At 58.1% G+C, this 23,877-nt stretch carries 22 protein-coding genes; 12 read left to right on the plus strand and 10 right to left on the minus strand.

Translation table 11 applies throughout. The features are described 5' to 3' along the window. The first annotated feature begins 34 nt into the window (after positions 1 to 34). The 6 genes from mfd (at position 35) to EAO39_RS15050 (ending at position 7,821) form a co-directional block, all read left to right on the plus strand. A complete protein-coding gene (gene mfd / locus EAO39_RS15025) occupies positions 35 to 3,526 on the plus strand; it encodes a transcription-repair coupling factor (RefSeq protein WP_120968752.1) in 3,492 nt (1,163 codons plus the stop codon). A 69-nt stretch (positions 3,527 to 3,595) separates the two neighbouring features. Continuing rightward, a complete protein-coding gene (locus tag EAO39_RS15030) occupies positions 3,596 to 4,267 on the plus strand; it encodes a hypothetical protein (protein WP_120968755.1) in 672 nt (223 codons plus the stop codon). Positions 4,268 to 4,442: 175 nt separating this feature from the next. Beyond that, positions 4,443 to 5,429, plus strand: coding sequence for a tripartite tricarboxylate transporter substrate binding protein (locus EAO39_RS15035; RefSeq protein ID WP_120968758.1), 987 nt, complete (start codon positions 4,443 to 4,445; stop codon positions 5,427 to 5,429). A gap of 132 nt (positions 5,430 to 5,561) precedes the next feature. Next, on the plus strand, positions 5,562 to 6,275 hold the full coding sequence (serB, locus tag EAO39_RS15040; protein WP_120968761.1) for a phosphoserine phosphatase SerB: 714 nt from the start codon (positions 5,562 to 5,564) through the stop codon (positions 6,273 to 6,275). 153 nt (positions 6,276 to 6,428) lie between these two features. After that, positions 6,429 to 6,986, plus strand: coding sequence for an NAD(P)H-dependent oxidoreductase (locus EAO39_RS15045; RefSeq protein WP_120968764.1), 558 nt, complete (start codon positions 6,429 to 6,431; stop codon positions 6,984 to 6,986). A 325-nt stretch (positions 6,987 to 7,311) separates the two neighbouring features. Then, entirely contained in the window at positions 7,312 to 7,821 is a 510-nt protein-coding gene (locus EAO39_RS15050; protein WP_120968767.1) for an ABC transporter substrate-binding protein, read from the plus strand. Between the two features lie 62 nt (positions 7,822 to 7,883). Here EAO39_RS15050 and EAO39_RS15055 read toward each other — a convergent pair whose 3' ends face one another. Next, positions 7,884 to 8,123 carry a DUF3820 family protein gene (locus EAO39_RS15055; RefSeq protein ID WP_120968770.1) on the minus strand — a complete coding sequence of 80 codons (240 nt, stop codon included), beginning with the start codon at positions 8,121 to 8,123 and terminating at the stop codon, positions 7,884 to 7,886. 155 nt (positions 8,124 to 8,278) lie between these two features. Here EAO39_RS15055 and EAO39_RS15060 point away from each other — a divergent pair, with 155 nt between their 5' ends. Beyond that, the gene (locus EAO39_RS15060) at positions 8,279 to 9,064 is read left to right on the plus strand and encodes a MetQ/NlpA family ABC transporter substrate-binding protein (RefSeq protein WP_120968773.1); all 786 of its coding nucleotides are present in this window, start codon (positions 8,279 to 8,281) and stop codon (positions 9,062 to 9,064) included. A 118-nt stretch (positions 9,065 to 9,182) separates the two neighbouring features. Here EAO39_RS15060 and EAO39_RS15065 read toward each other — a convergent pair whose 3' ends face one another. Beyond that, entirely contained in the window at positions 9,183 to 10,085 is a 903-nt protein-coding gene (locus tag EAO39_RS15065) for an EamA family transporter (protein ID WP_120968778.1), read from the minus strand. 91 nt (positions 10,086 to 10,176) lie between these two features. Between EAO39_RS15065 and EAO39_RS15070 the strand changes: the two genes are divergently transcribed. Beyond that, positions 10,177 to 10,644 (plus strand): Lrp/AsnC family transcriptional regulator, encoded by a 468-nt coding sequence (locus EAO39_RS15070; RefSeq protein ID WP_120968781.1) that lies wholly within the window; start codon positions 10,177 to 10,179, stop codon positions 10,642 to 10,644. Positions 10,645 to 10,830: 186 nt separating this feature from the next. Then, the gene (locus tag EAO39_RS15075; RefSeq protein ID WP_120968783.1) at positions 10,831 to 11,148 is read left to right on the plus strand and encodes a hypothetical protein; all 318 of its coding nucleotides are present in this window, start codon (positions 10,831 to 10,833) and stop codon (positions 11,146 to 11,148) included. An 11-nt stretch (positions 11,149 to 11,159) separates the two neighbouring features. Here EAO39_RS15075 and EAO39_RS15080 read toward each other — a convergent pair whose 3' ends face one another. Further along, on the minus strand, positions 11,160 to 11,804 hold the full coding sequence (locus EAO39_RS15080; protein ID WP_120971152.1) for a LysE family transporter: 645 nt from the start codon (positions 11,802 to 11,804) through the stop codon (positions 11,160 to 11,162). A gap of 105 nt (positions 11,805 to 11,909) precedes the next feature. Here EAO39_RS15080 and EAO39_RS15085 point away from each other — a divergent pair, with 105 nt between their 5' ends. Beyond that, positions 11,910 to 12,830, plus strand: a complete 921-nt coding sequence (locus EAO39_RS15085; protein WP_120968786.1) for an HTH-type transcriptional regulator ArgP — start codon at positions 11,910 to 11,912, stop codon at positions 12,828 to 12,830. A 71-nt stretch (positions 12,831 to 12,901) separates the two neighbouring features. On the opposite strand, the gene EAO39_RS15090 is transcribed toward EAO39_RS15085, so the two are convergent. From EAO39_RS15090 to EAO39_RS15120, 7 genes are all read right to left on the minus strand, one after another. Next, positions 12,902 to 13,396: a DUF2721 domain-containing protein gene (locus tag EAO39_RS15090; RefSeq protein ID WP_120968789.1), complete on the minus strand. Its 495-nt coding sequence runs from the start codon at positions 13,394 to 13,396 to the stop codon at positions 12,902 to 12,904. Positions 13,397 to 13,491: 95 nt separating this feature from the next. Further along, positions 13,492 to 13,926 (minus strand): TetR family transcriptional regulator, encoded by a 435-nt coding sequence (locus tag EAO39_RS15095; protein WP_120968792.1) that lies wholly within the window; start codon positions 13,924 to 13,926, stop codon positions 13,492 to 13,494. Next, positions 13,904 to 15,775, minus strand: a complete 1,872-nt coding sequence (locus tag EAO39_RS15100; protein ID WP_120968795.1) for a tyrosine-type recombinase/integrase — start codon at positions 15,773 to 15,775, stop codon at positions 13,904 to 13,906. The genes EAO39_RS15095 and EAO39_RS15100 overlap by 23 nt, the downstream gene beginning before the upstream one ends. Next, positions 15,768 to 17,384, minus strand: coding sequence for a hypothetical protein (locus tag EAO39_RS15105; protein ID WP_120968798.1), 1,617 nt, complete (start codon positions 17,382 to 17,384; stop codon positions 15,768 to 15,770). The genes EAO39_RS15100 and EAO39_RS15105 overlap by 8 nt, the downstream gene beginning before the upstream one ends. Beyond that, positions 17,381 to 17,743, minus strand: coding sequence for a site-specific integrase (locus tag EAO39_RS15110; RefSeq protein ID WP_120968801.1), 363 nt, complete (start codon positions 17,741 to 17,743; stop codon positions 17,381 to 17,383). Before EAO39_RS15110 ends, EAO39_RS15105 begins: the two co-directional genes overlap by 4 nt. 6 nt (positions 17,744 to 17,749) lie before the next feature. Then, positions 17,750 to 18,900, minus strand: a protein-coding gene (locus EAO39_RS15115) for an IS3 family transposase (protein WP_120967072.1) whose coding sequence is annotated in 2 segments (ribosomal slippage) — positions 17,750 to 18,651 and positions 18,651 to 18,900 — 1,152 coding nt in all. Because the reading frame shifts where the segments join, the coding sequence is not laid out codon by codon here. Positions 18,901 to 19,339: 439 nt separating this feature from the next. After that, positions 19,340 to 21,286, minus strand: coding sequence for a patatin-like phospholipase family protein (locus EAO39_RS15120; protein WP_162989585.1), 1,947 nt, complete (start codon positions 21,284 to 21,286; stop codon positions 19,340 to 19,342). An 887-nt stretch (positions 21,287 to 22,173) separates the two neighbouring features. On the opposite strand from EAO39_RS15120, the gene EAO39_RS15130 reads away from it, so the two are divergent. Continuing rightward, positions 22,174 to 22,989: a hypothetical protein gene (locus tag EAO39_RS15130; protein ID WP_120968811.1), complete on the plus strand. Its 816-nt coding sequence runs from the start codon at positions 22,174 to 22,176 to the stop codon at positions 22,987 to 22,989. A 212-nt stretch (positions 22,990 to 23,201) separates the two neighbouring features. Continuing rightward, entirely contained in the window at positions 23,202 to 23,747 is a 546-nt protein-coding gene (locus EAO39_RS15135; RefSeq protein WP_240467024.1) for a DUF4256 domain-containing protein, read from the plus strand. The last annotated feature ends 130 nt before the right edge of the window (positions 23,748 to 23,877 follow it).

The following is a 23,877-nucleotide window of genomic DNA, read 5'->3' on the forward strand; positions in this document are numbered from 1 at the left end:
GCCCCGCTGTATTTCTGATTTCCCACCCGAATCCATGCAACTGCCCAAGCTCATCCCTGGTAAACGCTTTAACTTGCCCCGCCCCACCGGCAGCGCCGACGCGCTGCTGCTTGCCAAGCTGGGCGAGCGCGAAAAGCAGGCCGGCCGGGTGACGGCGATTGTCACGGCCGATGCAGCAGACGCCCATAGGCTGATGGAGGAGATGGCATTTTTTGCGCCCGATCTGCGCTGCGCCCTCTTCCCTGATTGGGAAACCCTGCCCTACGACAGCTTCTCGCCGCACCAGGATTTGATCAGCGAGCGACTGGCCACGCTGTGGCGCATCAACCAGCGCGACAAGGAGCAAGGCGCGGACGTGGTCATCGTACCGGCCACCACGGCGCTGTACCGGCTGGCTCCACCCGCTTTTCTGGCGGGCTACACCTTTGAATTCAAGAGCGGGCAAAAGCTGGACGAGGCCAAGCTCAAGGCCCAACTCACGCTGGCCGGCTACCAGCATGTCTCGCAAGTGGTCAGCCACGGCGAATATGCCGTGCGCGGCGGCTTGATCGACCTCTTCCCCATGGGCTCTACCGTGCCCTTTCGCGTGGACTTGTTCGACGACGAGATCGACTCCATACGCACCTTCGATCCCGACACCCAGCGCAGCCTCTACCCCGTGCCCGAGGTGCGTCTGCTGCCGGGCCGCGAATTCCCCATGGACGAGGAAGCGCGTGCCAAATTCCGCAGCCGCTGGCGCGAGCTGCTGGAAGGTGATCCCACGCGCAGCCGCATCTACAAGGACATGGGCGCCGGCATCGCCACCGCCGGTATCGAGTACTACCTGCCGCTGTTCTTTGATGAGACCGCCACCGTCTTTGACTACCTGGGCAACGACGCCACCGTGGTACTGCACGGCGATCTGGAGCCGGCCCTGCAGCGCTTTTGGCAAGACACCAAGGACAGATACCGCCTGGTGCAGGGCGACCCCGACCACCCAGCCCTGCCGCCCGAGACCCTGTTTCTGTCTGCCGACCAGTTCTACACCCGCAGCAAGGAGCATGCCCAACTGGCCCTGCGCCCGGGTACGGAAGATGTGGCCGATAGCGCCATCTTCCAAAAGCTGCAGGATCTTTCCGTGGTTCGCGGTGCCGAAGACCCGCTGGCCAAGCTGCAAAAACATATAGCAGACAGCGCACACCGCGTCTTGCTTTTGGCCGAATCCGACGGCAGACGCGAAAGCCTGCTGGACTTTTTCCGCGCCTCGGGCGTCAACCCGCCGGTCTTTGACTCGCTGGCCGAATTTCAGGCGGATACGACCGAGAAAGTCGGTATCGCCACCTCGGGCCTGATGACGGGCTTTGCCTGGGTCGAGGAAGGCCTGGACTTCGTCACCGAAACCGAGCTGTTTGCCACCAGCCCCACGGGCCGCAAGCGCCGCAGACAGGAGCAGGTCAGCGATGTGGAAGCGCTGATCAAGGATCTGTCCGAGCTGAAAGTGGGCGACCCGATTGTTCACTCCGATCACGGCATAGGCCGCTATCGCGGGCTGATCAATATGGACATGGGCCAGAAGAATCCCGACGGCACTCCGGCGCTGCAGGAGTTTCTGCATCTGGAATATGCGGGCGACGCCGTGCTCTATGTGCCGGTCAGCCAGCTACAGCTGATCAGCCGCTACACCGGCGTCTCGCCCGACGATGCGCCGCTGCACAAGCTGGGCGGCACGCAGTGGGAAAAAGCCAAGCGCAAGGCCGCCGAGCAGGTGCGCGACTCCGCCGCCGAGCTGCTCAACATCTACGCCCGCCGCGCGGCACGCCAAGGCCATGCCTTCCGCTTCCCCACGGCCGATTACGAGCAGTTTGTGTCCGACTTCGGTTTTGAGGAAACCGCCGACCAGCGCGCCGCCATCCACGCCGTGATCCAGGACATGATCAGCCCCCAGCCCATGGACCGCCTGGTTTGCGGCGATGTGGGCTTTGGCAAGACCGAAGTCGCCCTGCGCGCCGCCTTTGTGGCGGCCATGGGCGGCAAGCAGGTGGCGTTTCTGGCACCCACCACGCTGCTGGCCGAGCAGCACTACCAGACGCTGGTGGACCGCTTTTCCAAATGGCCGATCAAGGTGGCCGAGGTTTCGCGCTTCCGCTCCGGCAAGGAGATCACGGCCGCCATCAAAGGTATTTCGGACGGCACGGTGGATATCGTGGTCGGCACGCACAAGCTGCTGTCCGAATCCACCCAGTTCAAGAATCTGGGCCTACTCATCATCGATGAGGAGCACCGTTTTGGCGTGCGCCACAAGGAGGCCATGAAGGCCATGCGCGCCGAGGTGGACATTCTCACGCTCACCGCCACCCCCATCCCCCGCACCATGGGCATGGCGCTGGAAGGCCTGCGTGATCTGTCGGTGATTGCCACTGCCCCGCAACGGCGTCTGGCCATCAAGACCTTTGTGCGCAACGAAGGCACGGGCGTGATTCGCGAAGCCGTGCTGCGTGAGCTCAAGCGCGGCGGTCAGATCTACTTTTTGCACAACGAAGTCGAGACCATTGAGAACCGCAAGCAAAAGCTCGAGGAAATCCTGCCCGAAGCCCGCATTGCCGTGGCCCACGGCCAGATGCCCGAGCGCGAGCTGGAGCGCGTGATGCGCGACTTTGTGGCCCAGCGCTACAACATCTTGCTGTGCTCGACCATCATCGAGACCGGCATTGACGTGCCGTCGGCCAACACCATTTTGATCAGCCGCGCCGACAAATTCGGTTTGGCCCAGTTGCACCAGCTGCGCGGCCGCGTGGGCCGCAGCCACCACCAGGCCTATGCCTATCTGATGGTGCCGGACCTGGACAGCCTGACCAAGCAGGCCCAGCAGCGCCTGGAAGCGATTCAGCAGATGGAAGAGCTGGGCAGCGGTTTCTACCTGGCCATGCACGATCTGGAAATTCGCGGCGCAGGCGAGGTGCTGGGCGAGAACCAGAGCGGCAATATGCTGGAGGTGGGCTTCCAGCTCTACAACGAGATGCTGTCTGAGGCCGTGCGCAGCTTGAAAGCCGGCAAGGAACCCGACCTGCTTTCGCCGCTCTCGGCCTCCACCGACATCAATCTGCACGCGCCCGCACTTTTGCCCAACGACTATTGCGGCGACGTACATCTGCGCCTGTCCTTCTACAAAAAGCTGGCCACGGCCAAGACGGCCGATCAGATCGACACCTTGCTCGAAGAAATCGTGGACCGTTTCGGCAAGCTGCCACCCCAGGCGCAGACGCTGATCGACGTCCACCGCCTGCGCGTGCTGTCCCAGCCCTATGGCGTGGTCAAGGTCGATGCGGCGCCGGGCGTGATCAACATCACCTTCAAGCCCCAGCCGCCGATTGATCCCATGAATATCATTCATCTGATCCAGAAGAACAAACACATCAAGCTGGCGGGCAATGAAAAGCTGCGCATAGAAAAAGCACTGGAGAACCCCAAGGACCGCGCCCAGATGGTGCGCGACGTGCTGCGCAGCCTGGGCCAACCGCTGAAGACGCAAGCCGAGGCCCACGCATAAAACAGCTCTTGCAGTGCTGCCAATGCATGGCGTGCAATATGGCCTTCAGCCTTGACTGCCTGAGCCGCCATGTTTCTCGAAACCGCGATCGCCTTGCTGGCCCTGTCACTGTCCCTGCTCTGTCGCCCCTGGCGCATGCTGGGCAGCCAGCCCGAGCCCGGCGGCATGCAGCAACCGGTCACCTCTGCGCTGCTGACGCCGCTGCTGGCCGTGCTGGTGCTGCTACCCTGGATCTGGGCCTTGCCCGCATTGCACCAGATGCCGCTGCAGCTGCGCTGGTCTGCGGCTCCGCTGGTCGTGCTTTTGCTCGGCTGGCCGCTTGCAGTCCTCGTGCTGCTTGCGGTAAGCGCTATTGCCTTTGGACTCGCTCCCGCTTTTGGCTTGGAGGAGACCCTTGGCATGCTGGTCTGGCAAGGGCTGATGCCGGCCACGCTGGCCATGCTCTGGGGCGCTGCAGTGCGCCGCTGGTGCTGGCACAACATTTTTGTATTTATTCTTTTACGCGGCTTTTCGGGCACAGTGCTCAGCGTGTTTTTGGCCTCTTTGCTTGGCCAGTGGGCCGGCCATGTACTCCCCAACGTCAATGACGATCTATCGCGCATGGCCCGCTGGCTCATGGCCTGGAGCGATGGAATCACCACCGGCATGCTGACCGCCGTGTTTGTGGTGTTCCGCCCCCAATGGATGGCTACCTGGTCGGATGCGATTTACCTCGTTCCGCCTCACCATCCTCAGGGCTGAACGACTGCACATGCATGCAATGCGCGCGTCAGCCAGTTTTCGGGCGTTTGCGCAAACAGCATCTTTCCCATCAGGCTAAACGCCAAGGCAGCTGGCACAGGGCTTGCTCATCATCTGGTATCGCACCGCAGCATTCACCAATGCCGGTGCATATCTTGATGAAATAAGGGATCGCATGTTCTCCAAGCCCATTTTTGCCGCCGTACACACCACACTTGCCTGCGCACTGGCCGCCGGCTGTGCTCTGACCGCCCAGGCGCAGAACGCCTACCCCGAACGCGCCGTCAAAGTCATCGTCGCCCTGCCCGCAGGCGGCAGCGCCGATATGATTGCCCGCCAGGTGACGCAGAAGCTGGCCGTCGATCTCAAGCAACCGTTTGTGGTGGAGAACAAGGCCGGTGCCTCCGGCCAGATCGGCACGCCAGCCGTGGCCCGCTCCGCACCCGATGGCTATACGCTGATGGTGTCGCCGGCCTCGTTCCTGACCACCAACAAAAGCATCTTCAAATCCCTGCCCTACGACCCAGAGGCCGATTTCCAGCCCATTAGCCGCCTGGTCAACCAGCCCATGGTGCTGGTGGTCAAGGACAAGCAGAAATTCCCCAGCGTGGCCGCCGTGGTCAGCGCGGCCAAGTCTGCGCCCGGCAAGCTGACCTTTGCTTCCTCTGGCGACGGCAGCCCTCAGCATCTGGCGGGGCTGATGTTCGAGACCCGCACCCGGACACAAATGCTGCACGTGCCCTACAAAGGCGGCGCCCCTGCCGTCAACGACACGCTGGCAGGCAATGTAGACATGCTGTTTGCCGTGCTGCCCGAGGCCCTGCCCCACATCCAGTCCGGCAAGCTCCATGCGCTGGGCTTGCTCAGCCCCACGCGCGCCAGCACCCTGCCCACCACGCCGACCATGCTGGAGAGCGGCTTTGCCGATCTGAATCTCTCGGCCTGGGTAGGCCTGTTTGCACCGGCCAAAACACCGCCGGCCATCGTCAACCAGCTCAACCAGGCCGTGCGCGTGGCCCTGGCCGGCGATATCAAGGCCAAGCTGGGTAAAAACGGCATGGAAGTGGCGCCCTCCACTCCCGAGCAGCTCAAGCAGGCCATCGCCCAGGAGATCAAGCTGCACGCAGAGCTGGTCAAGGCCGCCGGCATTCAAGCGCAGTAAATCGGCTCTTAGAACGTGTTTACCCGCCGTGGGTGCCGCCAGCGGGCACCCACATCAGCGGATAATGGCGGCCATACTCCAGGCGCGCTGCAGCCTGCAGTCTTTCATCACCTGCTCCACCAAGTATTCGCAATGACTGACGCAACCGAATTCGCTCCCGGCCTGATGATTCGCGGCATTTCCGCACCGCTGAAACTGACCGATTTCAAGCTCATCGCTTTCGATATGGACTCGACGCTGATCACCATCGAGTGCATTGACGAGATCGCCGACGCCACGGGCAAGAAGGCCGAGGTGGCAGCGATTACCGAAGCCACCATGCGCGGCGAGATCACCGACTTCAAGGACAGTCTGCGCCAGCGCGTGGGCAAGCTGGTGGGCGTGACCGAGGCCGATATGGCACGCGTGCTGGCCGAGCGCCTCAAGCTCTCGCCCGGTGCTGAAACCCTGGTCAAGGCCGCGCAGGCCGCCGGGCTCAAGGTGCTGCTGGTATCGGGCGGCTTCACCTACTTTGCCGAGCATGTGCGCGGCTTGCTGAACATCGATTTCGTGCGTGCCAATGTGCTGGAGATCCGCAACGGCGCGCTGACCGGCGGCCTGGTCGAGCAGGCCTGGGGCGATATCTGCGACGGCGCCGAAAAACGCCGCACGCTGCTGGAAGTCGCTTCCCTGATCGGCATTTCGTCCAAGCAGTGCATTGCCGTGGGCGATGGCAGCAACGACATCCCCATGATGCAAGCCGCTGGCCTGTCGGTGGCCTATCACGCCAAGCCCCGAGTGCGCAACGAAGCCAAGGTGTCCATCAACGAAGGTGGGCTGGATCGCCTGCTGGAAGTGCTGCAGTAAACGGATCTTTCCCCGCTCCAATACCAGCCGCCCGGCCCTGCCCGGCGGCTTTTTCTTTGCCTGGTGCAATACGCATTTTTTCTGACACGACAGCGCAGGCCGCGCTTGTTAGAGTGGGCTCTCTTTCCCAAAGACAGCAGAAAGGTCCCAGCAATGAGCAAGTTGAAAATTGGCGTCGTCGTGGGCAGCAGCAGCCAGCAATCGATCAACCGCAAGCTGGCCCAGGGCCTGGCCAAACTGGTGCAGGACAAGGTGGATGTCGAGTTCCTTGAGATCAGCCATCTGCCCCTGTACAACCGCGATATGGACGGCACGCCGCCCGCCCAGCCCTATGAGGACGTGAAGCAGAAAATTCGCAGCTGCAACGGCATACTGTTCGTCACGCCCGAGCACAACCGCTCCGTGCCCGCCCTGCTCAAGAACGCGCTGGATGCCTGCAGCCGCCCCTACGGCCAGTCGGCCTGGGCAGGCATTCCCGCCGCCGTGATCGGCACCTCGCCCGGTGCTGCGGCAACCGCCATGGCACAGCAGCATTTGCGCAACATCTTTGTCTTTCTGGACATGCCTGCCCTGCAGCAACCCGAGGGCTTTGTGCGCTGGAGCGATGAGCTGATCGATGCCCAGGGCGATATCGGAGCCGCCAGCCACGACTTTCTGAACAAGTACATGGACAAATTTCTGGCCTGGGTCGAGCTGCATCAGAAAAAGTGAAACCGATTTTCTTCTGATTTCATAGCCATCCCCGCAGATGCGACAAGCGCTGCGGGGATTTTTCATGGATTGAAGTTTTTTGCGCCAAAGGGGTATTGAGCAGCAAGCCTTGCGCTGTCTGTCCCTACAATGGTCGTGCAGCCCCATACACATCACAACAATCGGCTGCCAGACCCAAGGCACCCGCTTTTTAACCAGCGGTTTCAGCCCCAGGTCTTGAAATTTCCCTCCCTGTATCTAAATACATAGCAAGCAAGCTTGATGGCATTGGTGCCACCAGGATTTGCCGGCCTGTCTTTTGCCATCCGGCAGCGGGCGGACCTCTATGACAACCATGATTGGAAAACCTTCAGTGAAGACTTCGTACCGTGCTACCGCTTCCGTGATTGCCATCGCAATTGCCTCGCTGTCCGTGCCCTCGTTGGCCCAGGCCAAGCGTATGGGTAGCAGCAAGTCTGTGCGCCCTGCCAGCATTGGTGCCAAGGCACCGGCTCAGCCCGCTCCTGTGGCGCCTGCAGCTGCTGCTCCCAAGGCTGCAGCACCCGCAGCTCCGGCCGCTGCTGCGGCACCAGCCGCCGCACCCGCTGCCGCCGCCGCACCAACTCGTGGCTCCGGCATGATGGGCACCATGGCCGGTGCTGCCGTTGGCGCCGTAGCCGGCACCATGGCCGGTAGCGCCATTGCCGGCGCCATGGGCGGCGGCGACAAGGAAGCTGAAGCCAAGAAGGCCAAGGAAGCGGAAGCCAAGAAGGCTGAAGCCGAAGCCGCCGACCTGCAAAAGAAGCTGGACGAAGCCAAGGCCAAGGCCGAAGCCGCACGCGCTGCTGCCAAGTAAACCAGGCAGCACACGTAGCAAGGGCCGCTTGATGCGGCCCTTTTTCATGCGCCAAGTGGCTATTATTCCTGGGCGCGCGGCGCCAGACCTGCAGCCTTGCGCAGCGGCTCAAGCAGCCCGCTGAGCCCGTTGTGATCCAGCTCTTGCATCAGCGCCAGCAACTGGCCCAGCTCGCCTTTGGGAAAGCCTTCACGCGCAAACCAGTTGAGGTAGTTGCCCGGCAGATCGGCGATCAGCCGACCTTTGTATTTGCCATAAGGCATGGGCACGCGCACTAGGCGCTCCAGCATTTCTGGGTTCATAAGGAATAAAAAACGACGCTCTTATAACCAAATAAGAAAAATGTTCTACGACCCTGCTTGAGCCGCACTAGACTACACACCTTACTTGATTGACCACGGCTCAGCGCTGAGCCTCTGGGATTTATTGCAACCTGCTGAAGAAAGTTCGGAACAACATGTTGAAGCAAGCTCTCTCTGCCATCGCGATTGCCACTCTGGCCCTGACAGCCCAAGCCGGCGAAGTGCTCAAGGTCGCTGCGACCGCCGTACCTCACGCTGAAATTCTCAACCACATCAAGCCTGCGCTGAAGGCCCAGGGCATCGATCTGGAAATCAAGGAATTCAGCGACTACGTGCAGCCCAATGCCGCCGTGGAAGACAAGCAACTCGATGCCAACTTCTTCCAGCACCAGCCTTATCTGGACAGCTACAACAAGGATCGCAAGAGCTCCCTGGTGGCCGTGCCCAACGGCAAGGTGCATGTGGAGCCCTTCGGCGCCTACTCCAGCAAGATCAAGAACATCAAGGATCTGAAGAATGGCGCCACCGTGGCCATTCCCAACGACCCTTCCAACGGCGGCCGCGCCCTGATCCTGCTGGCCAAGCATGGCCTGATCGAGCTCAAGGACCCCAAGAGCCTGACGCCCACGCCTCTGGACATCGTCAAGAACCCCAAGAAGCTCAAATTCAAGGAACTGGAAGCGCCTTTGCTGCCCCGTGCTTTGGCTGATGTCGATCTGGCACTGATCAACACCAACTACGCCATCGAAGCCAAGCTCAATCCCACCAAGGATGCGCTGTTCATCGAAGGTGCGGACTCGCCCTATACCAATATCGTGGCAGCCCGCAAGGATCGCGCCGGCGGTGCCGACATTGCCAAGCTGATGAGCGCTCTGCATTCTGCAGACACCAAGAAGTTCATCCAGGAAAAGTACAAGGGCGCCGTCGTTCCCGCCTTCTGAAGACCCGGTATCTGACCGCCTCCCATGGAAAAGCGCTGCCTAGGCAGCGCTTTTTTTATTGTTCTTCAATTCATAGCTGCAAGCGCATGTATTGATTGGGCTATTCGCTAGAAAACCTTTAAGTCGCCGTGGCTGCGCTCTTGGCTGCCGTCTCGGCCTGCGCCTTGGAAGGCGGCCGCGTCATCGCACTGCCCATGGCCGCGCCCATGATGCAGGCAATGGCGGCCCATTGCACCAGGCTCAGATGCTCGCTCAGCAGCAGCATGCCCATGAAGGCGGCAATCGCGGGCTCGGTGGCCAGCGCAATGCCGAACGTGGCGGGCGGCAGGCGGCGCAAGGCCATCATCTCCAGCGTATAAGGCAAGGCGCTGGAGATGGCAGCCACCATCAGTCCGAACAGCAAGATGGAAGGTGACAGCAGCTTGACGCCGGCTTCGGCCACGCCAAAAGGCACAACGACCAGTGCCGCGCACAGCAGGCCCAGCGACACGGCCTGCCCGCTGGGAATCTGGCCCAGCCTACGCCCCAGCACGATATACAGCGCCCAGCACACGGCCGCGCCCACCGCACAGGCCACCCCCGTGGGCGACAGATGCAGGCCGCTGTCATGGCCAATGGGCAAGATAAGCGCCAGACCAGCCACCGCCAACGCCAGCCAGACAAAGTCCACGGCCCGGCGCGAGTAGTAGATCGCCACGGCCAGCGGGCCGGAAAACTCGATGGCCACGGCCAGGCCAAAGGGAATATCGCGCAGCGCCATGTAAAACAGCAGGTTCATGCAGCCCAGCGCCAGGCCAAAGCGCAGCAGCGCAAAAGCTTGCTGGCGATTGAGCGTCCAGCGCCAGGGCCGCCAGATGCACACCAGGATCAGGGCCGCAAACCCCACGCGCAAAGCCGAGGTGCCCTGGGCACCGATCAGAGGAAACAGCTGCTTGGCCAGCGAGGTCCCCACGCCCAGCGAGGTGACCGAGCCCAACACGGCCAACACGGGCCACCAATGATTCCAGCTGTTTTTTGACATAGGCGCGTACGATATTGCATTACCCCCGTGAAATTCACTCGTTTTCAGCGCTGCTCTTGCAAGTTTCGCTCTTACTGCACCGCAACACCCTATGCCTGCCTCCGATCTGGACTCTTTTGACCGCGCCATTCTTGCCGAACTGCAGCGTGACAACCTCACGCCCCAGCGTCTGATCGCCGAGCGCATCAATCTCTCGGCACCCGCCGTGCAGCGGCGCATCAAGCGGCTGCAGGAAACCGGGGTGATCAGCGCCAATGTGGCCGTGCTGGAGCCCGGCAAGCTGGGACTGAGCATCACGGCCGTCATCACCGTACAACTGGTCAATGACAGGCCCGATCTCTCGCGGCCGTTTCGCCAGCGCCTGCAACAGGAGGCTGCCGTGCAGCAAAGCTGGTATGTGACGGGCGAGACCGACTATGTGCTGGTGGTCAGCGCCACCGATATGGAGGACTACCAGGCGATCTGCGCCCGCCTGTTCGAAGGCGACGAGAACATTCGACGCTTTAGTACATCAATCGCATTGGAGCGCGTTAAAACAGGGTTGCAGCTGCCGATTTGAAGCAGAACCAGGCTGATTGCACAGCCGATCGACGCAGGCAAGCTTGGATATGCGTGCAATTACCGACACATCCGGTTTAACAGTATTGCAATTTAATGAAACAAATTGCAACATGAATGCTAATACAGCCCTACAGGATGGAAACATTACGTAACAGGCTGCCTACACCCTTTTGAGGAGCCACCTATGTCTTCCCTGCCTATCAACGCGCTCGATATGGCCACCCTGGTTGCCACCCGTACCCTGGAAAAGTATGCAGCCGACTACTACCCCCGGCGCTCGCAGCTCACCCTCAATTTCCGCGGCGACATTGCAGAGAAGCACCAATACGACAAGATCACCCCACTGTCCCAGGCCCAATGTCACGGCGGTCGCGAGGTGGTGATCGAGGGATTGAGCAAGAAAACCGGCAACACCGGCCACTACCGCATTGAGTGCAATGGCTGGAATCTGATCGAGATCGTGGGCCTATGGACAGAGCCAGCGACACCATCTGAGGACTGAGGCCGCGCAACTCAATCCGCCCACACGCTGCTGGCCACCCACCAGGCCAGACACAGCATCATCACGCCGGTGATGCCATCCATGATGCGCCAGGCCCTGGGGTTGGCGAACAAATGCTTGAGCCGTCGACCTGCCAGCGCCAGCAGCACAAACCACAGGCAGCTGGCCGAGGCCGCCCCCATCACATACGTCCAGCGACCCGCACCTTGCTGCTGCGCGCCTATCGAGCCCATGAGCAGCACCGTATCCAGGTACACATGGGGGTTGAGCAAGGTGATTGCCGCCAATGCGGCCAGCACACTCATCAGGCTGCGCGGCCCGCTCTTGCGCTGCTCGGCCTGCGGCGCGGCATCGGGCGCAAGCCACATACGCCTGAGAGCAAACAGCCCATAGGCCAGCAAAAACGCGGCACCGCCCAGCGTCAGGTACTGGGCCAGCTCGGGGTAGCTGGCCAGCATTTGCGCCATTCCCGCCACACCCAGAGCCACCAGCAGCACATCGCTGAGCACGCACCAGGTCACACAGGCACGCACATGTTCGCCCTGCACGGCCTGGCGCAGCACATACATATTCTGGGCACCAATGGAGACGATGAGCGAAGCGCACACCGTAAAGCCGGCTATCCAGGCGGAAGAAAAATTCGTTGTCAGGTCCACTATCAAATACTCGCTCTCAATGACTCACTCTTGAATGGCCCGGATTCTCTCCTCTGAAAATAGTTAAGTAAAATTACATTTACTCAATCAAATGAAGTATTACTAATGCTTGACTACGCAGGATTGGAAGCTTTGGCCGCCGTGGTGCGCGAAGGCAGTTTTGAACGCGCGGCGCGCAAGCTGCATGTGACGCCCTCGGCCGTCTCACAGCGCATCAAGCTGCTTGAAGAACGCGTGGGCCAGGTACTGGTGCTGCGCGGCCAGCCCTGCACGGGCACCGAGGCCGGGCGGCGTCTGTGCCTGCATGTGGAACAGGTGGCACTGCTGGAAAACGATTTGCGCCGCAAAAACCCCGAGCTGGTGCCCGAGGGGCAGACCGCCCTGCCTACGCTCAAGCTGGCGGTGAATGCCGACTCCCTGTCCACCTGGTTCATGGATGCCATGGCCGCGTTCACGCAGGACGGCAACGAGCTGCTGGACATCAGCATCGACGACCAGGACCACACGGCCAAACGCATCAAGGAAGGCGAGGTGATGGCCGCCGTCACCGCCACAGGATCGGTGATTGCCGGCTGCAACACCTGGCCGCTGGGCCGCATGCGCTATATCGCCGTGGCCAGCCCCGATTTCGTGGCCCGCTATCTAGCCCAGGCGGATACGGACCAGAGGCTGGCCGAGGCGCTGGCCAAGGCACCCATGATGTACTACGGCCGCAAGGACAGTCTGCAGGATCAATGGCTGCACAGCTTGGGGCAGGATGGGCGGCGCAACAACGCGCGCCATTTTCTACCTTCCAACCAGGGCTACTCCCGTGCCGTGGAGCTGGGCATGGGCTGGGGCATGCACCCCGCTGCGCTGATAGCACCTCAGCTGGAAAGCGGCGAATTGATAGCGCTGCTGCCAGGGAGGAATCTCTACATTCCCATGTACTGGGCCCATACCCGCAATGCGCAAGCCAGTCTGCAGCGGCTGACCGATTGCGTCATTCACGCCGCAGCTGCCTGGCTGGAGCCCATGGAGAGTTGAACCGCATTTTTTAGACTATTTTGCGCAATACCCCTTATGAGTATTGCGCAAGCTGCTATCAAAACCGGATTTCACTGCGGCGCGCTGGGCTTCACATGGCGCACAGCAGCCTTGGCCTGGCTGAGCACGTGAAAGTCCAGAATGCGCGTGGCCATGATGGTTTCCCAGAGAAAGCAGCATAGCGCCGAGACAAAGGTCAGCACGCCAATCAGAAAGCTGAACACGGCATAACGCTGGCCGCTGACGCCATAGGTCTCGCCCACGAACAACAGCACAATCGTCAGCCCTATGCACACGCCGCACAGCGTGAGCAGTCCGATAGACACATTAGCCAGGCGGCCGCGCGCGCGCAAATAATGCAGCTCGGTCAGGCTGCGTGCAATCAGCTCGTGATCGGTGGCAGTGCGCAGGTTCTCTTCCAGCTTGCGCGCCCTGTCGATGATGCGGGCCAGTCGCCCGGCCACCGAGCCGATCATGCCGGCCACCGCAGTCAAAAAGAAAACCGGAGCCACGGCCAGCTGGATGCTATGGGTGACGGTTGCGGCGTCAATGGTCCAGATACTCATCCGTTAAGATTCCTTGTAAATTTACCAATCATCTAAGTGCTTGAAAATTAATGAATTTTTATAAGTAAATAATTTGCAGCCTTCAGAGATCAGACTTATTTTTTAAACGTTCCTCTGACGATCTTTCCCTCGCCGATAGCCTTCTCTAGAGACTGCTCTATGCGTAGGGCTTCATTCACTGATGCCAGCCTGATGATCTCCACCAACTGACTGCTCACCAACTCCCGCAGCTTACGGTTTTTCTCCCTCTCCTTGAGCAGGAGATCTTCCATCTCGTCGCGCTGACGGCGCACGGCCTTGCCCATGACCGCCCGAACCTGCTCGGCGAAGTCGGGGTAGCGATTGTGAATCAGCGGCGGGGACACTTTCGCTTCATCCGCCACTGCCTTGAGGGTGACCTTCTTGCCGCTCTGTTGCACGCGAATCAGAGCCAGACTCAGTTCTTGCAGCGTATGCTCGCGATCCCGTTTCCTGGGCGCATCGTTGGCAATGCCAGCAACTTTCGACCTAGCGGGGAGCGATTTGGCCATCGCCTTCCTCTGCGTCTACCTCAACTCCCAAGTCTTTGAGGATTTTTGCCGCCTGGTACAGATCCCTCTCTACCCGCATCACCACCCCAGGCCCCAGTTCCTGGGCATCCATGCGCAACTCCTTGTGGTGGCGATAGGCCTCCTGCCAGATCGGGATAAACCTACGATCGATCACGCCGTTACGGCAATCGCCGCAGGTTCCCTTGGCATAGATCCCCGAGCCACCACAGCCCTCATCCTGTGCTAGGCACCACGAATGTCCTGTGGAGCGCATATTGACACGCCGCGACGTTTCAATGAGGAGCTCCTTTCGGTTGCCAAAGTCATGGGCCCGCATTTCCATAAGCCTGGGAGCAGCACCTCCAGCCAGTGGCTCATCTTTCTCTAACCACTGCGCCACCACGCCAGCCTTATAAGCTATCAACTCGCTGAGGATGTCGTCGTACAGTGCCGCGTCCTGCAACGGGTTTGAGCCATAGAGTTGCGTCATATCGATGCTGGAATGTTTGAACTGCTCCTTGAGGAACAGCATGTCTCCCAGGCGGTGGCGTACGAAGGTATATGCATAGAGCCGCCTCATCTGGTGGGGCGCGAGCTTCCAGTCAACGCCTGCGGCACGTGAAAAATCCGCACAAATCGTCCCCCAGCGGACAGAAGACACAGGTACAAGGCCACCCTTAGCATTTCCCAGAAAGAGCCGCTTGACATTGCTTCTAGCTGTGATTAGCCATTGCAATTGCTTTGGCGTGAGCGGCTGCGACTTTCGCTCCATCATCGAAACCTGCTTAGCCAACCGCTCGCGGTAAGGCTGTGACCAGCGCTCCAGAATGCACAGGATGCGGTGACCCATCGCAGGCATCAGATACTCCACGTGCCCCTTCTTGGTTTTGTACTCGATAGCGGCGATCCAGTGGAAAACAATGCCATTCTTGACTTCGGTACGCCCTGCGCTGACTTCAATGCTTGATAGTTCTGAAGATCGCATGCCAGTAAGCACGCCGAGCAAGTAAAAGCAGGCATCCCGTATCACCGTACGGCCAGGTCCGCTGAATGCGGAACGCTCCTCACTATCACGCTCGTCAAGCTGCTTTTCTGCACAAGCCAGGATGTCCTCGGCGTAAAGGAATAAACGCCGCGCCACCTCAACCGGGATCAGCGGCGTCAAACTGGCTTTACCAGCATCCATGCCATTTTGCCCAGCCTGCCCCGCCACCGCCGCTGCACTCGATTCAGGCCAAGGGTGCACCCGCAAGGCTGCCTTGTGCTGATCGCGAAAGTGGTAGAGCAACTCAAGCGCAGCGAATTGCTTTACCATTGTGCTGGCTACCAGCCCTGCACTCTTCTGCCTATGAACGAAGTTCGCAATGTGCAGAGGTTGCACATCGGCGAGCGACTCCAACTCGAGCGAAGCAACAAAACGGCAGAAGACTCCCAGATTTAGCAGAGTTTTAAGGAGCATCGACCCCGCTGGCTGCCCCATCCCCGGTCGCCCCACCTTCCAGTAGTGATACAGCACATTCTGGCAAGCCTCGCGGTAGGTCTCGGGAATGGCCGACCAGCCCAGGCGCTTCATAGAATTCGGGGTGTTAGGTGTGCTGAAGTAAGGCCACATTTCCCACACCGGGTCCCCTACACGGGAAATCACCACAATGTTGTTAGCCTCATCCAGCACGGCGCTCACTACCACGTTGTTACGCTCCTCAACCGACAGCCCAACCAAGCTCACTGGCTGGCCAGCCAGTAACTCATAGGCGTTGCACAGACGCGTTCTTACGGCCCTCTCCTGTCGTGTGCTTGTCGTCTTTGCCGGTTCGGCTATTTGCGTTCGAGCGACCTTCATCTTAGCCATGGACGACCTCTGGACTACTCAGGGTGTAGGCCGCCCAGAACTTCAGCGGCTCCATACGGGCGCGCTCTTTTGCGCTGGTCAGCAAACCGGCATCAAACCTGTCCGCTGTGAAGCGATCGATCAGACTCATGGTGTTGCGAAACTCCTCGCGCCACTCATTGGAACGGGTGTTGCTCATCTCTCGCTCAAGAAACCAATAGAAGCTGAAGAGACGATGCAGCTCCTCTTGAGAACCAACGATGGCATAGCTGGTGCACGTGAAGCAAGCAAAGAAATCGTCACATGGCGCCCCATTCCTGGGAGCCTTATCGCCGTAGTAAGGGTCCTTGCAGCGCCCCGTGGGCGACTTGCTTGGCAAGATAGGGACGACTTCTCCTACTCGTTCACCGGAGCGATAGATATCCGGTAATGCCTCGCCGACAAAGGTCGCGTTCTCCCTCATTTGACGGGTGCAAGCAAGGTAGTGGGTGTCGGCCACCTTGGGGGTGTGCCCCATCAGGGCAGCCGTTGCAATCAGATCCCCACCGGATAACGACCAGAGGCGGTGTTCCACAGTCTTGCGCAGGCGTGAGAGGTTTAGTACCAAACGATTCCCATCGTCATCGCGCAGGTCGTGTCGCTCAATCAGATTGGCGATGCTTGCTCCCAAAGCAGAGGGCGTCAACACCACGACCTCTTCAGCGCTACCAAAATTTTTCCTAGCCCGATATAGCCACACTCGCCCCCGATAATCTGGCCTCGCTTCGCTAAGCAACGATTCTGACAACTGCAGAGCCTTACGCATCAAAGCTACGCCATCCATGGGAATCGGTTGCGAACCTTCATGCACACGGGAGTAACGGAGATTCACTAGTTTGGTGGCGTTTCCGCGCCGCTTGAAGAGCTCCAGCAGCATCATGTTGGGCATGAAAGGGTGCGAGCGCAGGCAGTCGCGCGTAGCCTCCAGCAGCGGCGTAGGATTGGCTCCCGTGCGAATAGCCACCGCCAGCAGATAAACCACCATCGCATCGCGACCAGCCCCCTTGAACTGTTCATTGTGGATGGCCACGATGTCATCGCGCAGAGCCTGCGCCAGGCGCTGACGCTCGGTCGACGATAGCGGCGTTGCACCTTTCATCCGGCTGTTGCTGCGGGGGAAAGGATTGGCTGGAAAAAGGCCTTCCTGGTCAGGCACGATCCCGCATCGGACCAGAGCCGTGAGGACGGATTTTGCACGGTTATAGAGGGATTTCTGGGTGTTGTAAGCAGGGACTCGGTCCTTGAGCCAGTCGATGTAATGGCGAATGTGCGCAGGCCCAAGGTTCTGCGGCTCGACTCCTGTGCTCATCGATACCAAGAATTCGAAAAAATACCTCATGCCCGAGAGCCAGTAGCTAGCTAGGGTGTAGGGTGTAACTGACTCGCTTGCCAAAAAAGTACGAAACTGCTTGGCACAGGCCCACACCCACGCATCAATGCCTCGGCCGAGCCAGGGAATGAGGTTGAGGACTCGGTAAGATGAGGCGTTTTCCGGGAGCGTGATGACTAGAGCGGCGGTATCGCCGGATGTCGGCGCTGCAATGACAACCTTAATAGGGGCAGGTGCATCGAAGGTCTTCTTGACTTTCATACTGTTGCCTCCCCTTCAGGCATGAACAACCGGTCAACCTCATCCTCGTTGGCCGATACCAACTGTCCCTCCAGCGCATTGATAAGGTGGAGGTAAATCATGGTGGTGGAGACATCGCTGTGCCCCAGGCGATCACGGACGTAAAGTAGCGGCTCACCCTCGAACGTTTTGCTCTTACGCAAGCTCCACAGCAAATAGGTGGCGTAGGTATGGCGAAGCATGTGGGCGGTAACGGGAAATTCGACCCGTTTGGCCAAGGCACGCATGATGGCGGTGATAGCATCCTTCGGGTACGGTACGCCAGCCTCAGTGAGGAACAAAGGTGAGTGCTCTTCACCCTTGCGGTTTGAATCGACCAGATTTTTTTAGATAGCTGCCAGCCTCACGGAATTACGTCTCTCAAACTCTATTGGAGACAGACCATCAGCAGACGAATGTCTGCGAATGGGGTTGTAGAACATTTCGATGTAGCTGAAGACATCGCTGTGCGCCTCTTGCCTCGTAGGATAGGTTTTTCTGCGGATGCGCTCCCGCTTAAGCAACTGAAAAAAACTTTCAGCAACTGCGTTGTCGTGACAGTTTCCTCGCCTGCTCATACTCGATTGCAGGTTGTGGCTAGCAAGGAAGCGCTGCCATTCATGGCTTGTAAATTGGCAGCCTTGGTCAGAGTGCACGGTCACGGTATTGCATGGTCTTCTACGCCAGAGCGCCATATGCAATGCATCCAAGGGCAGCTGGGTATCAATGCGGCTACCTGTTGCCCAGCCAACAACTTGGCGTGAGAACAGGTCAATTACCGTTGCCAGGTACAGCCACCCCTCATGAGTGCTGATATAGGTGATATCAGTCACCCAGACTTTGTTCGGAGCATGCACGGTGAACTGCTGCGATAGTAAGTTGGGAGCCACGACTGCTGGAGCACCTCCTCGCACACGAGGGCGTCGTCCGTAGCCTCGCTGAGCCTTTAATCCCTCACAGCGCAGCAGTCTTGCTACCCGGTGCCTGCTGCAGGTCTCGCCTAAGTCACGCATGTCCAATGTCAACTTGCGGTAGCCATATACGCCACCGCTTTCTAGCCATGCCTGCTTTAGAAGGCCCAATAGACGCTGGTCATCGGCCGCACGTTGACTGAGCGGCCGAACCCTCCAAGCGTAGTAACCACTGGGGTGCAATTGCAGCACCCGGCACATGCGCACAACGCTGTAAATCAACTGGTGCTTGGCAATGAAGGCGTACTTCAGTCGCACTGGCGAGCGAAGTACGCCGCCGCTTTTTTTAGGATGTCACGCTCCTCGGTGACCCTTTTGAGTTCTGCTTTGATACGGCGTAATTCTTCGCTTTGACTGACTTGCTCCTGCCGCTGAGCTGCGGGGATTTGCTGCAGTCGAATCCACTTATACAGACTATGCGTGCTCACGCCTAAACGGCGTGAGACGTCGGCTGCGCTGTGGCCGTGTTCCAAGATTTGCTTGACGGCCTCAATCCTGAATTCTTCTGGGTAGCGTTGTGCGTTCATATGGACTCCTATTTGAACGGAAATAGGAGGCTGTGAACTATCTACAAAAAGTTGGTCGATTCAAACATCTGTTGTAAACGCAGAATGCTGGGCCAACACTGAGATTGACGGCCACACCGCGCATATGCCGCAGGCCTGGCTAGGAAGCTATCCAGTAGTCAGTGAAGCCGTTCGGCTTGCTCACATTCATCGCGACAACTTCGGGGTGTCATGCACGTCTCCCGAGGATCCATTCTTCAGTCAGCATGCACATTGAGCTCATGACTTCGTGTTTGAACCGTGCGGGGTGATGGAATCTGTTGCTCTTGACGTCGAAGAATTCGATTTGTATGTCAGCTCTGAATTCCGTGACCGGAAACGGAAAGCTGTGACCATTAAATAAATGCAGAAAGCGCCCAGCAGATCGTGTGATCTTGCTGGGCACTTTGCATTACCACCTCTATTGCATGGTCACATTCACTGAGCTCTGGAAGATCCTGCAAGGCGTTGGCGCACCGCTGAATCCATTAGCTTTCATAGGCCTGTGAATTGGACGCTCACCCTTTGAGTTCACTTTTAAGCGCTCTTGCCAACACTGCTCACCAACATTTTTCACTCGCCTTGTTGTTGGGTCAAATTGCAGGTTCACTGCAAGGTTTCGTGCGAGTTCTCGATACGCCCAGAAGCGGTAGCTGCTTGAGTCAATTGTCGCGGTCACGGTCCCATGCTGCGGGAACCTCATATAGTCCGAAGCATCTCCAACGGTAGTTGATCGATCATGCTGCAAGTAGATAGGAAGCCAGCAGTTCATCTGGTTAGGGCCTGTTCCACACTCCGTTCCAATTGTCGTTCCCTTGTTGGCATATTCTTGAGTCAGAAGCTCATCCCATGCAGGCTTGATCAAGTAGACATTGATGCGCCTGCCTGGCTCTGCCGCTTCTGAAGGCCACCGCACATAGCCCTCAATCACAGGAGACTTCCAGTCAGAGACGTTGTAAGCGAACTTGGCACTGCCCTCTTCACAGTGTTTCGCAAAGTCTTGCAATGCAGGGAAGTCAAAGATGACCTTTTCCTCCTTGAGCATCAACCTAAGATTACAGAGGTCTTCCAAGAGTCCGCGGCCGTCTTCTGCACTGTCCGCAAGGATGAGGTCCGAGACACCGCGACGAATCAGGCTCAAAGCCCCTGTGTTCTCAATCGGGCCGCCGTCACTCAGCCGGATTGTTCCTTTGCGTCCAGTATTCGGATCCACTGCAGGGATGTTCACGCCCCATTGAATGGCCCCCAACAGAGAGGCAAAGCCTTTATAGACTAGAGCACCAAGTGACGGATCCACGTTCTGAGTGTCCAAGAACGCAGCTGATGCTCGCACGCCTGTGGTTATCGATTCGAAGGGAAGCGTTTCAAAGCGACCAATGCGTGCGGATCCATGGCCGAAGGGCGTGATTTCGTACAGACTATATGCATTGGGCAGAGCTGACTTCTGACCCTGAGTCGTGTTCAAAATCCACACTGGCAAGCTTGGGTCCGTGTCGTACATTTTTCGCAACTCGGCCCAGGTATTCTTCGTTCCATCGACCCGCAATGTGTGGCCCTCGCCGGCGGCATTGGTGTAAGCCCAGTGCTTGTCTGGATCTGCCGCGCTTCGGGGCATTGGGTTCAAACCCCATGTACGCTCGATCCCGGTCTCATAGGCATTGATAACCGCAGACTGAGCACCAAAAAATCCAGGAACGATCTCTAGGAAGGCTCCAATGGTGTACCCCGCAATCTTCCTCTTCGGAGAGTTCTGTTTATCACCAGTAGGGATCGTGATCTCATCTGTGAAAACATCGGGCCAGCGGACTATGTGCGCCTGCCAACGGTACGGATCTGCATCTCCACCAGGGATGCTGGCCACTCGATGGTGGTTCCTCAGGCACACGGCCTCGGGCCTGGGCTCCGCTGCTGCAGCAGCTTCTCGCTGTGCTGAAGCAATAGCGTTCTGCCGAGAGTTGCGCAGATACTTGGAATCCTCCATGTCTTTCTTGTTCACCAGCCAAGCAGGCAGGCAGTCTGCGAAGATAGAGTCAAAGGCAAATTGGTTTTGGCCTTCTTTTTGGGCCCTTGCCCAAGCCATCTTTTTCGAGAAGTACCAGTAGGCACCATAGCCGCCGCCTGAAGCCGTAGAGATTGCATGCACATGCTGAAGCAAGCCGCTTTGGTGGAGGCCGTGCAACACGCCATGGGCGAACATCCCAGCCTTCGTCCCACCGCCCGATAGCGCTAGTCCAATCCTGGGTCCAGGCCTGCCATCTGGCATGTCTTGCACATAACGATTCTCCAGCTGAAATTCGCGTTGCAACGATTCTGCCGTCATTGCTGCCAACTTCAGTGGTGGCTTGGTATCCGGATCCGCGATATGCATCGTCCCACAACTAACCAAGACGACACATGACAAAGCCGATAGGAATTTGTACATCTCCACTCCCACCCCAGTAATTCTGATTTAAGCAAACAGTTACAGCTTTGCTCTACTAAATCAGTTGCAGGAGAGGGGAAGCCCTAGGCGGACATGATTGTTCCGTAGCAGAAGAATTCCTGGCTAGGCCGTTGACTTCGAATCCTATTTGATTGAAGGGCAGCTGCCAGTTGAGAAGGAGCGAATCAATATTCTGACCATCGAGATGGGACTATCGGCTACCTGATCCTTCATGGAGAACTGTGCTACTGCGTATTCCAGTCGAGCTGACCGCCTGTGCCGGTTGTAGCTGACCAGGCTGCTGGTCGTGAACGACAGAGTTCGGCCAAGAGCAGCCATTACATCATTGGTCTTTGACGACTCATAACAGGCTTCGATCTCGAAATTTAGGTCGGACAAAAGGTTGGCTTGCGATTGCTCACTCTCATAACTATGGATACATTCATTCTTTTAAGAACGACGAGCATTTTGCATTCCGTCTAAATCTAGTTAGTCAGTTTTTTCAAAGAGAAGTATGTAAATTTCATTTACCGGAAATCACGCAATAAACACACAAACTTTTGGAATCAACTTTCAAGCAAAAGTAAACGGAGAAAATTTTATCTGTTCAGTGACGACAGAAGCTTTGCAAGATGTTGACCCCAGCAACGCTCAAAGTGAACCTGAGCAGCAGTTTTTAGCCAATCGCTCTAGATTTGAATTCATCGCAGAAAAGAAAATTCTTGGGGGCGCAACTTCTCCCATGTTAATTACGAGCACCGATGTTCTTGCCTAACCCGGCGCTCAAGCCGATCCGCATACTGCGGTCGGCTTAGCTTTTCGTCAGATCTTAGATGTCATTTAGTCCCACATTCGTTCTTCTCCAACAAGAAGCATTTCTCGCGCGTGGAAGCCTCGCCGTCGGACTCACTGCCCTACGCAATGCGACAGTGGCGGACAAGTCTGAGTTCTATTCGGGGTTCTTCAACACCTCCATTGCAATTGAACGGGTGATGAAGCTCATCGTTGTGACGGATCACATGCTCCATCACGGGTATAGAACGCCTTCGAAGGGCGATCTAAAAGCGTACGGGCACGATCTTGTGACGCTTTACGCATCGTGCGTGGCCGCTGCTCAGCGTGGTGTCGTCAAAGGCGTCGTTCTCCCGCAGAATCAAACGATTGAGCGGGAGATTTTGGACTTTTTCTCAGAGTTCGCGAAGCACTCGCGTTACTACAACCTTGATGCACTGAATACTCTGCCCGCGAGCTATGGTGACCCCCTGGAGCGTTGGGGGCGGATTCTGGCTGAGGTGCTTGAATCAGATGTTCCAAAACATAAGGTGGAGAAACACCTTGCACAGGCGGATGCCATGCACGCGCTCATGCACAGGAGCGTCAGTGCGATCCAGCACGGAATGGACGGCTCTTTACTATCTCTGAAGGAAGTCTTCAGCCTCCCGGGAAAGCACGCGATTGCAACGCCATACGCAATGGTGAGACTGTTTCGGGTGCTGACGCCTCTGCTGGAGACCATCAATTCCCTTGGTGATGCCGCGTTCTATGGCAGCCCCAGAAGTGGGGGGGGGCAGGTTCCGCTGTTCTCGGAGTTTTTTGTGTACTTCGGCGGCAGTGACGCAGATATCCGTAGGAAGAAGCAGTGGCCATGATTGACTTTGGAGCGGTGAAATCTAGCAGGTCGTTCCACTCGAGCACGTATCGGCAGCGTACTGTTCAACTCCGACGCTAGCGAATGCCTGAACTGGGTCGAACAGCGACAGCCGCAACCGGCCAGCAGCGGACCTTCATCACGGCGGCAGAATTTAGTCGATGCGTCCACAAGATAATGTGGCACCGATACGAAGAAACTGGAGCGAACTACGTGAGCACAGAACAACGCGGTATTCTCATCGACACATTGAAGTTGCGGTTCAAACAGAACATGCATAGGCACACCGGGGTCGACTGGGCAGATGTCCATGGTCGCTTGCAGCGCTACCCAGACAAGCTGAAGGCACTAGGTGAGATGGAGAGGACAGGGGGTGAACCTGACGTCATTGGGGCAGCGGATGGCGGCGGTGCCTACTTTTTCTGCGATTGCGCCGCTGAAAGTCCGAAGGGCCGCAGGAGCCTGTGTTACGACCGAGAAGCTTTGAATTCCCGGAAGCAGAACAAACCGCAGAACAACGTCGTCGACATGGCTGCGGACATGGGCATGGCATTACTGACGGAAGACCAATATCGTCTGCTTCAACAAGTCGGAGAATTCGACGTGAAGACGTCCAGTTGGGTAGCAACACCGCAAGACGTCAGAAATCTCGGTGGCGCTTTGTTTTGTGACAGACGTTACGGCAAGGTCTTCGTGTATCACAACGGGGCTGAATCCTACTACGCCGCACGAGGCTTCAGGGGCTCAGTGAGCGTCTGAGCATGAGCGTCGCAATCCGGCCAAGAACAGCCTTTCAGCAAACCACATTGTCTGACTGCTTGGGCTGGAGGTAGGCTCCGCTCCTATCTCACAGGCTGCTGCTTTGTCGATAAAGCAAACTCCGGCGAAC

This window comes from Comamonas sp. lk, assembly GCF_900564145.1.
Classification (GTDB): Bacteria; Pseudomonadota; Gammaproteobacteria; order Burkholderiales; family Burkholderiaceae_C; genus Comamonas.

Bases quoted from the DNA above. Each gene is read 5' to 3' on its own strand.
- mfd (WP_120968752.1), top strand. From the start codon at position 35: ATGCAACTGCCCAAGCTCATCCCTGGTAAACGCTTTAACTTGCCCCGC.
- EAO39_RS15030 (WP_120968755.1), top strand. From the start codon at position 3,596: ATGTTTCTCGAAACCGCGATCGCCTTGCTGGCCCTGTCACTGTCCCTG.
- EAO39_RS15035 (WP_120968758.1), top strand. From the start codon at position 4,443: ATGTTCTCCAAGCCCATTTTTGCCGCCGTACACACCACACTTGCCTGC.
- serB (WP_120968761.1), top strand. From the start codon at position 5,562: ATGACTGACGCAACCGAATTCGCTCCCGGCCTGATGATTCGCGGCATT.
- EAO39_RS15045 (WP_120968764.1), top strand. From the start codon at position 6,429: ATGAGCAAGTTGAAAATTGGCGTCGTCGTGGGCAGCAGCAGCCAGCAA.
- EAO39_RS15050 (WP_120968767.1), top strand. From the start codon at position 7,312: ATGACAACCATGATTGGAAAACCTTCAGTGAAGACTTCGTACCGTGCT.
- EAO39_RS15055 (WP_120968770.1), bottom strand. From the start codon at position 8,123: ATGAACCCAGAAATGCTGGAGCGCCTAGTGCGCGTGCCCATGCCTTAT.
- EAO39_RS15060 (WP_120968773.1), top strand. From the start codon at position 8,279: ATGTTGAAGCAAGCTCTCTCTGCCATCGCGATTGCCACTCTGGCCCTG.
- EAO39_RS15065 (WP_120968778.1), bottom strand. From the start codon at position 10,085: ATGTCAAAAAACAGCTGGAATCATTGGTGGCCCGTGTTGGCCGTGTTG.
- EAO39_RS15070 (WP_120968781.1), top strand. From the start codon at position 10,177: ATGCCTGCCTCCGATCTGGACTCTTTTGACCGCGCCATTCTTGCCGAA.
- EAO39_RS15075 (WP_120968783.1), top strand. From the start codon at position 10,831: ATGTCTTCCCTGCCTATCAACGCGCTCGATATGGCCACCCTGGTTGCC.
- EAO39_RS15085 (WP_120968786.1), top strand. From the start codon at position 11,910: ATGCTTGACTACGCAGGATTGGAAGCTTTGGCCGCCGTGGTGCGCGAA.
- EAO39_RS15090 (WP_120968789.1), bottom strand. From the start codon at position 13,396: ATGAGTATCTGGACCATTGACGCCGCAACCGTCACCCATAGCATCCAG.
- EAO39_RS15095 (WP_120968792.1), bottom strand. From the start codon at position 13,926: ATGGCCAAATCGCTCCCCGCTAGGTCGAAAGTTGCTGGCATTGCCAAC.
- EAO39_RS15100 (WP_120968795.1), bottom strand. From the start codon at position 15,775: ATGGCTAAGATGAAGGTCGCTCGAACGCAAATAGCCGAACCGGCAAAG.
- EAO39_RS15105 (WP_120968798.1), bottom strand. From the start codon at position 17,384: ATGAAAGTCAAGAAGACCTTCGATGCACCTGCCCCTATTAAGGTTGTC.
- EAO39_RS15120 (WP_162989585.1), bottom strand. From the start codon at position 21,286: ATGCATATCGCGGATCCGGATACCAAGCCACCACTGAAGTTGGCAGCA.
- EAO39_RS15130 (WP_120968811.1), top strand. From the start codon at position 22,174: ATGTCATTTAGTCCCACATTCGTTCTTCTCCAACAAGAAGCATTTCTC.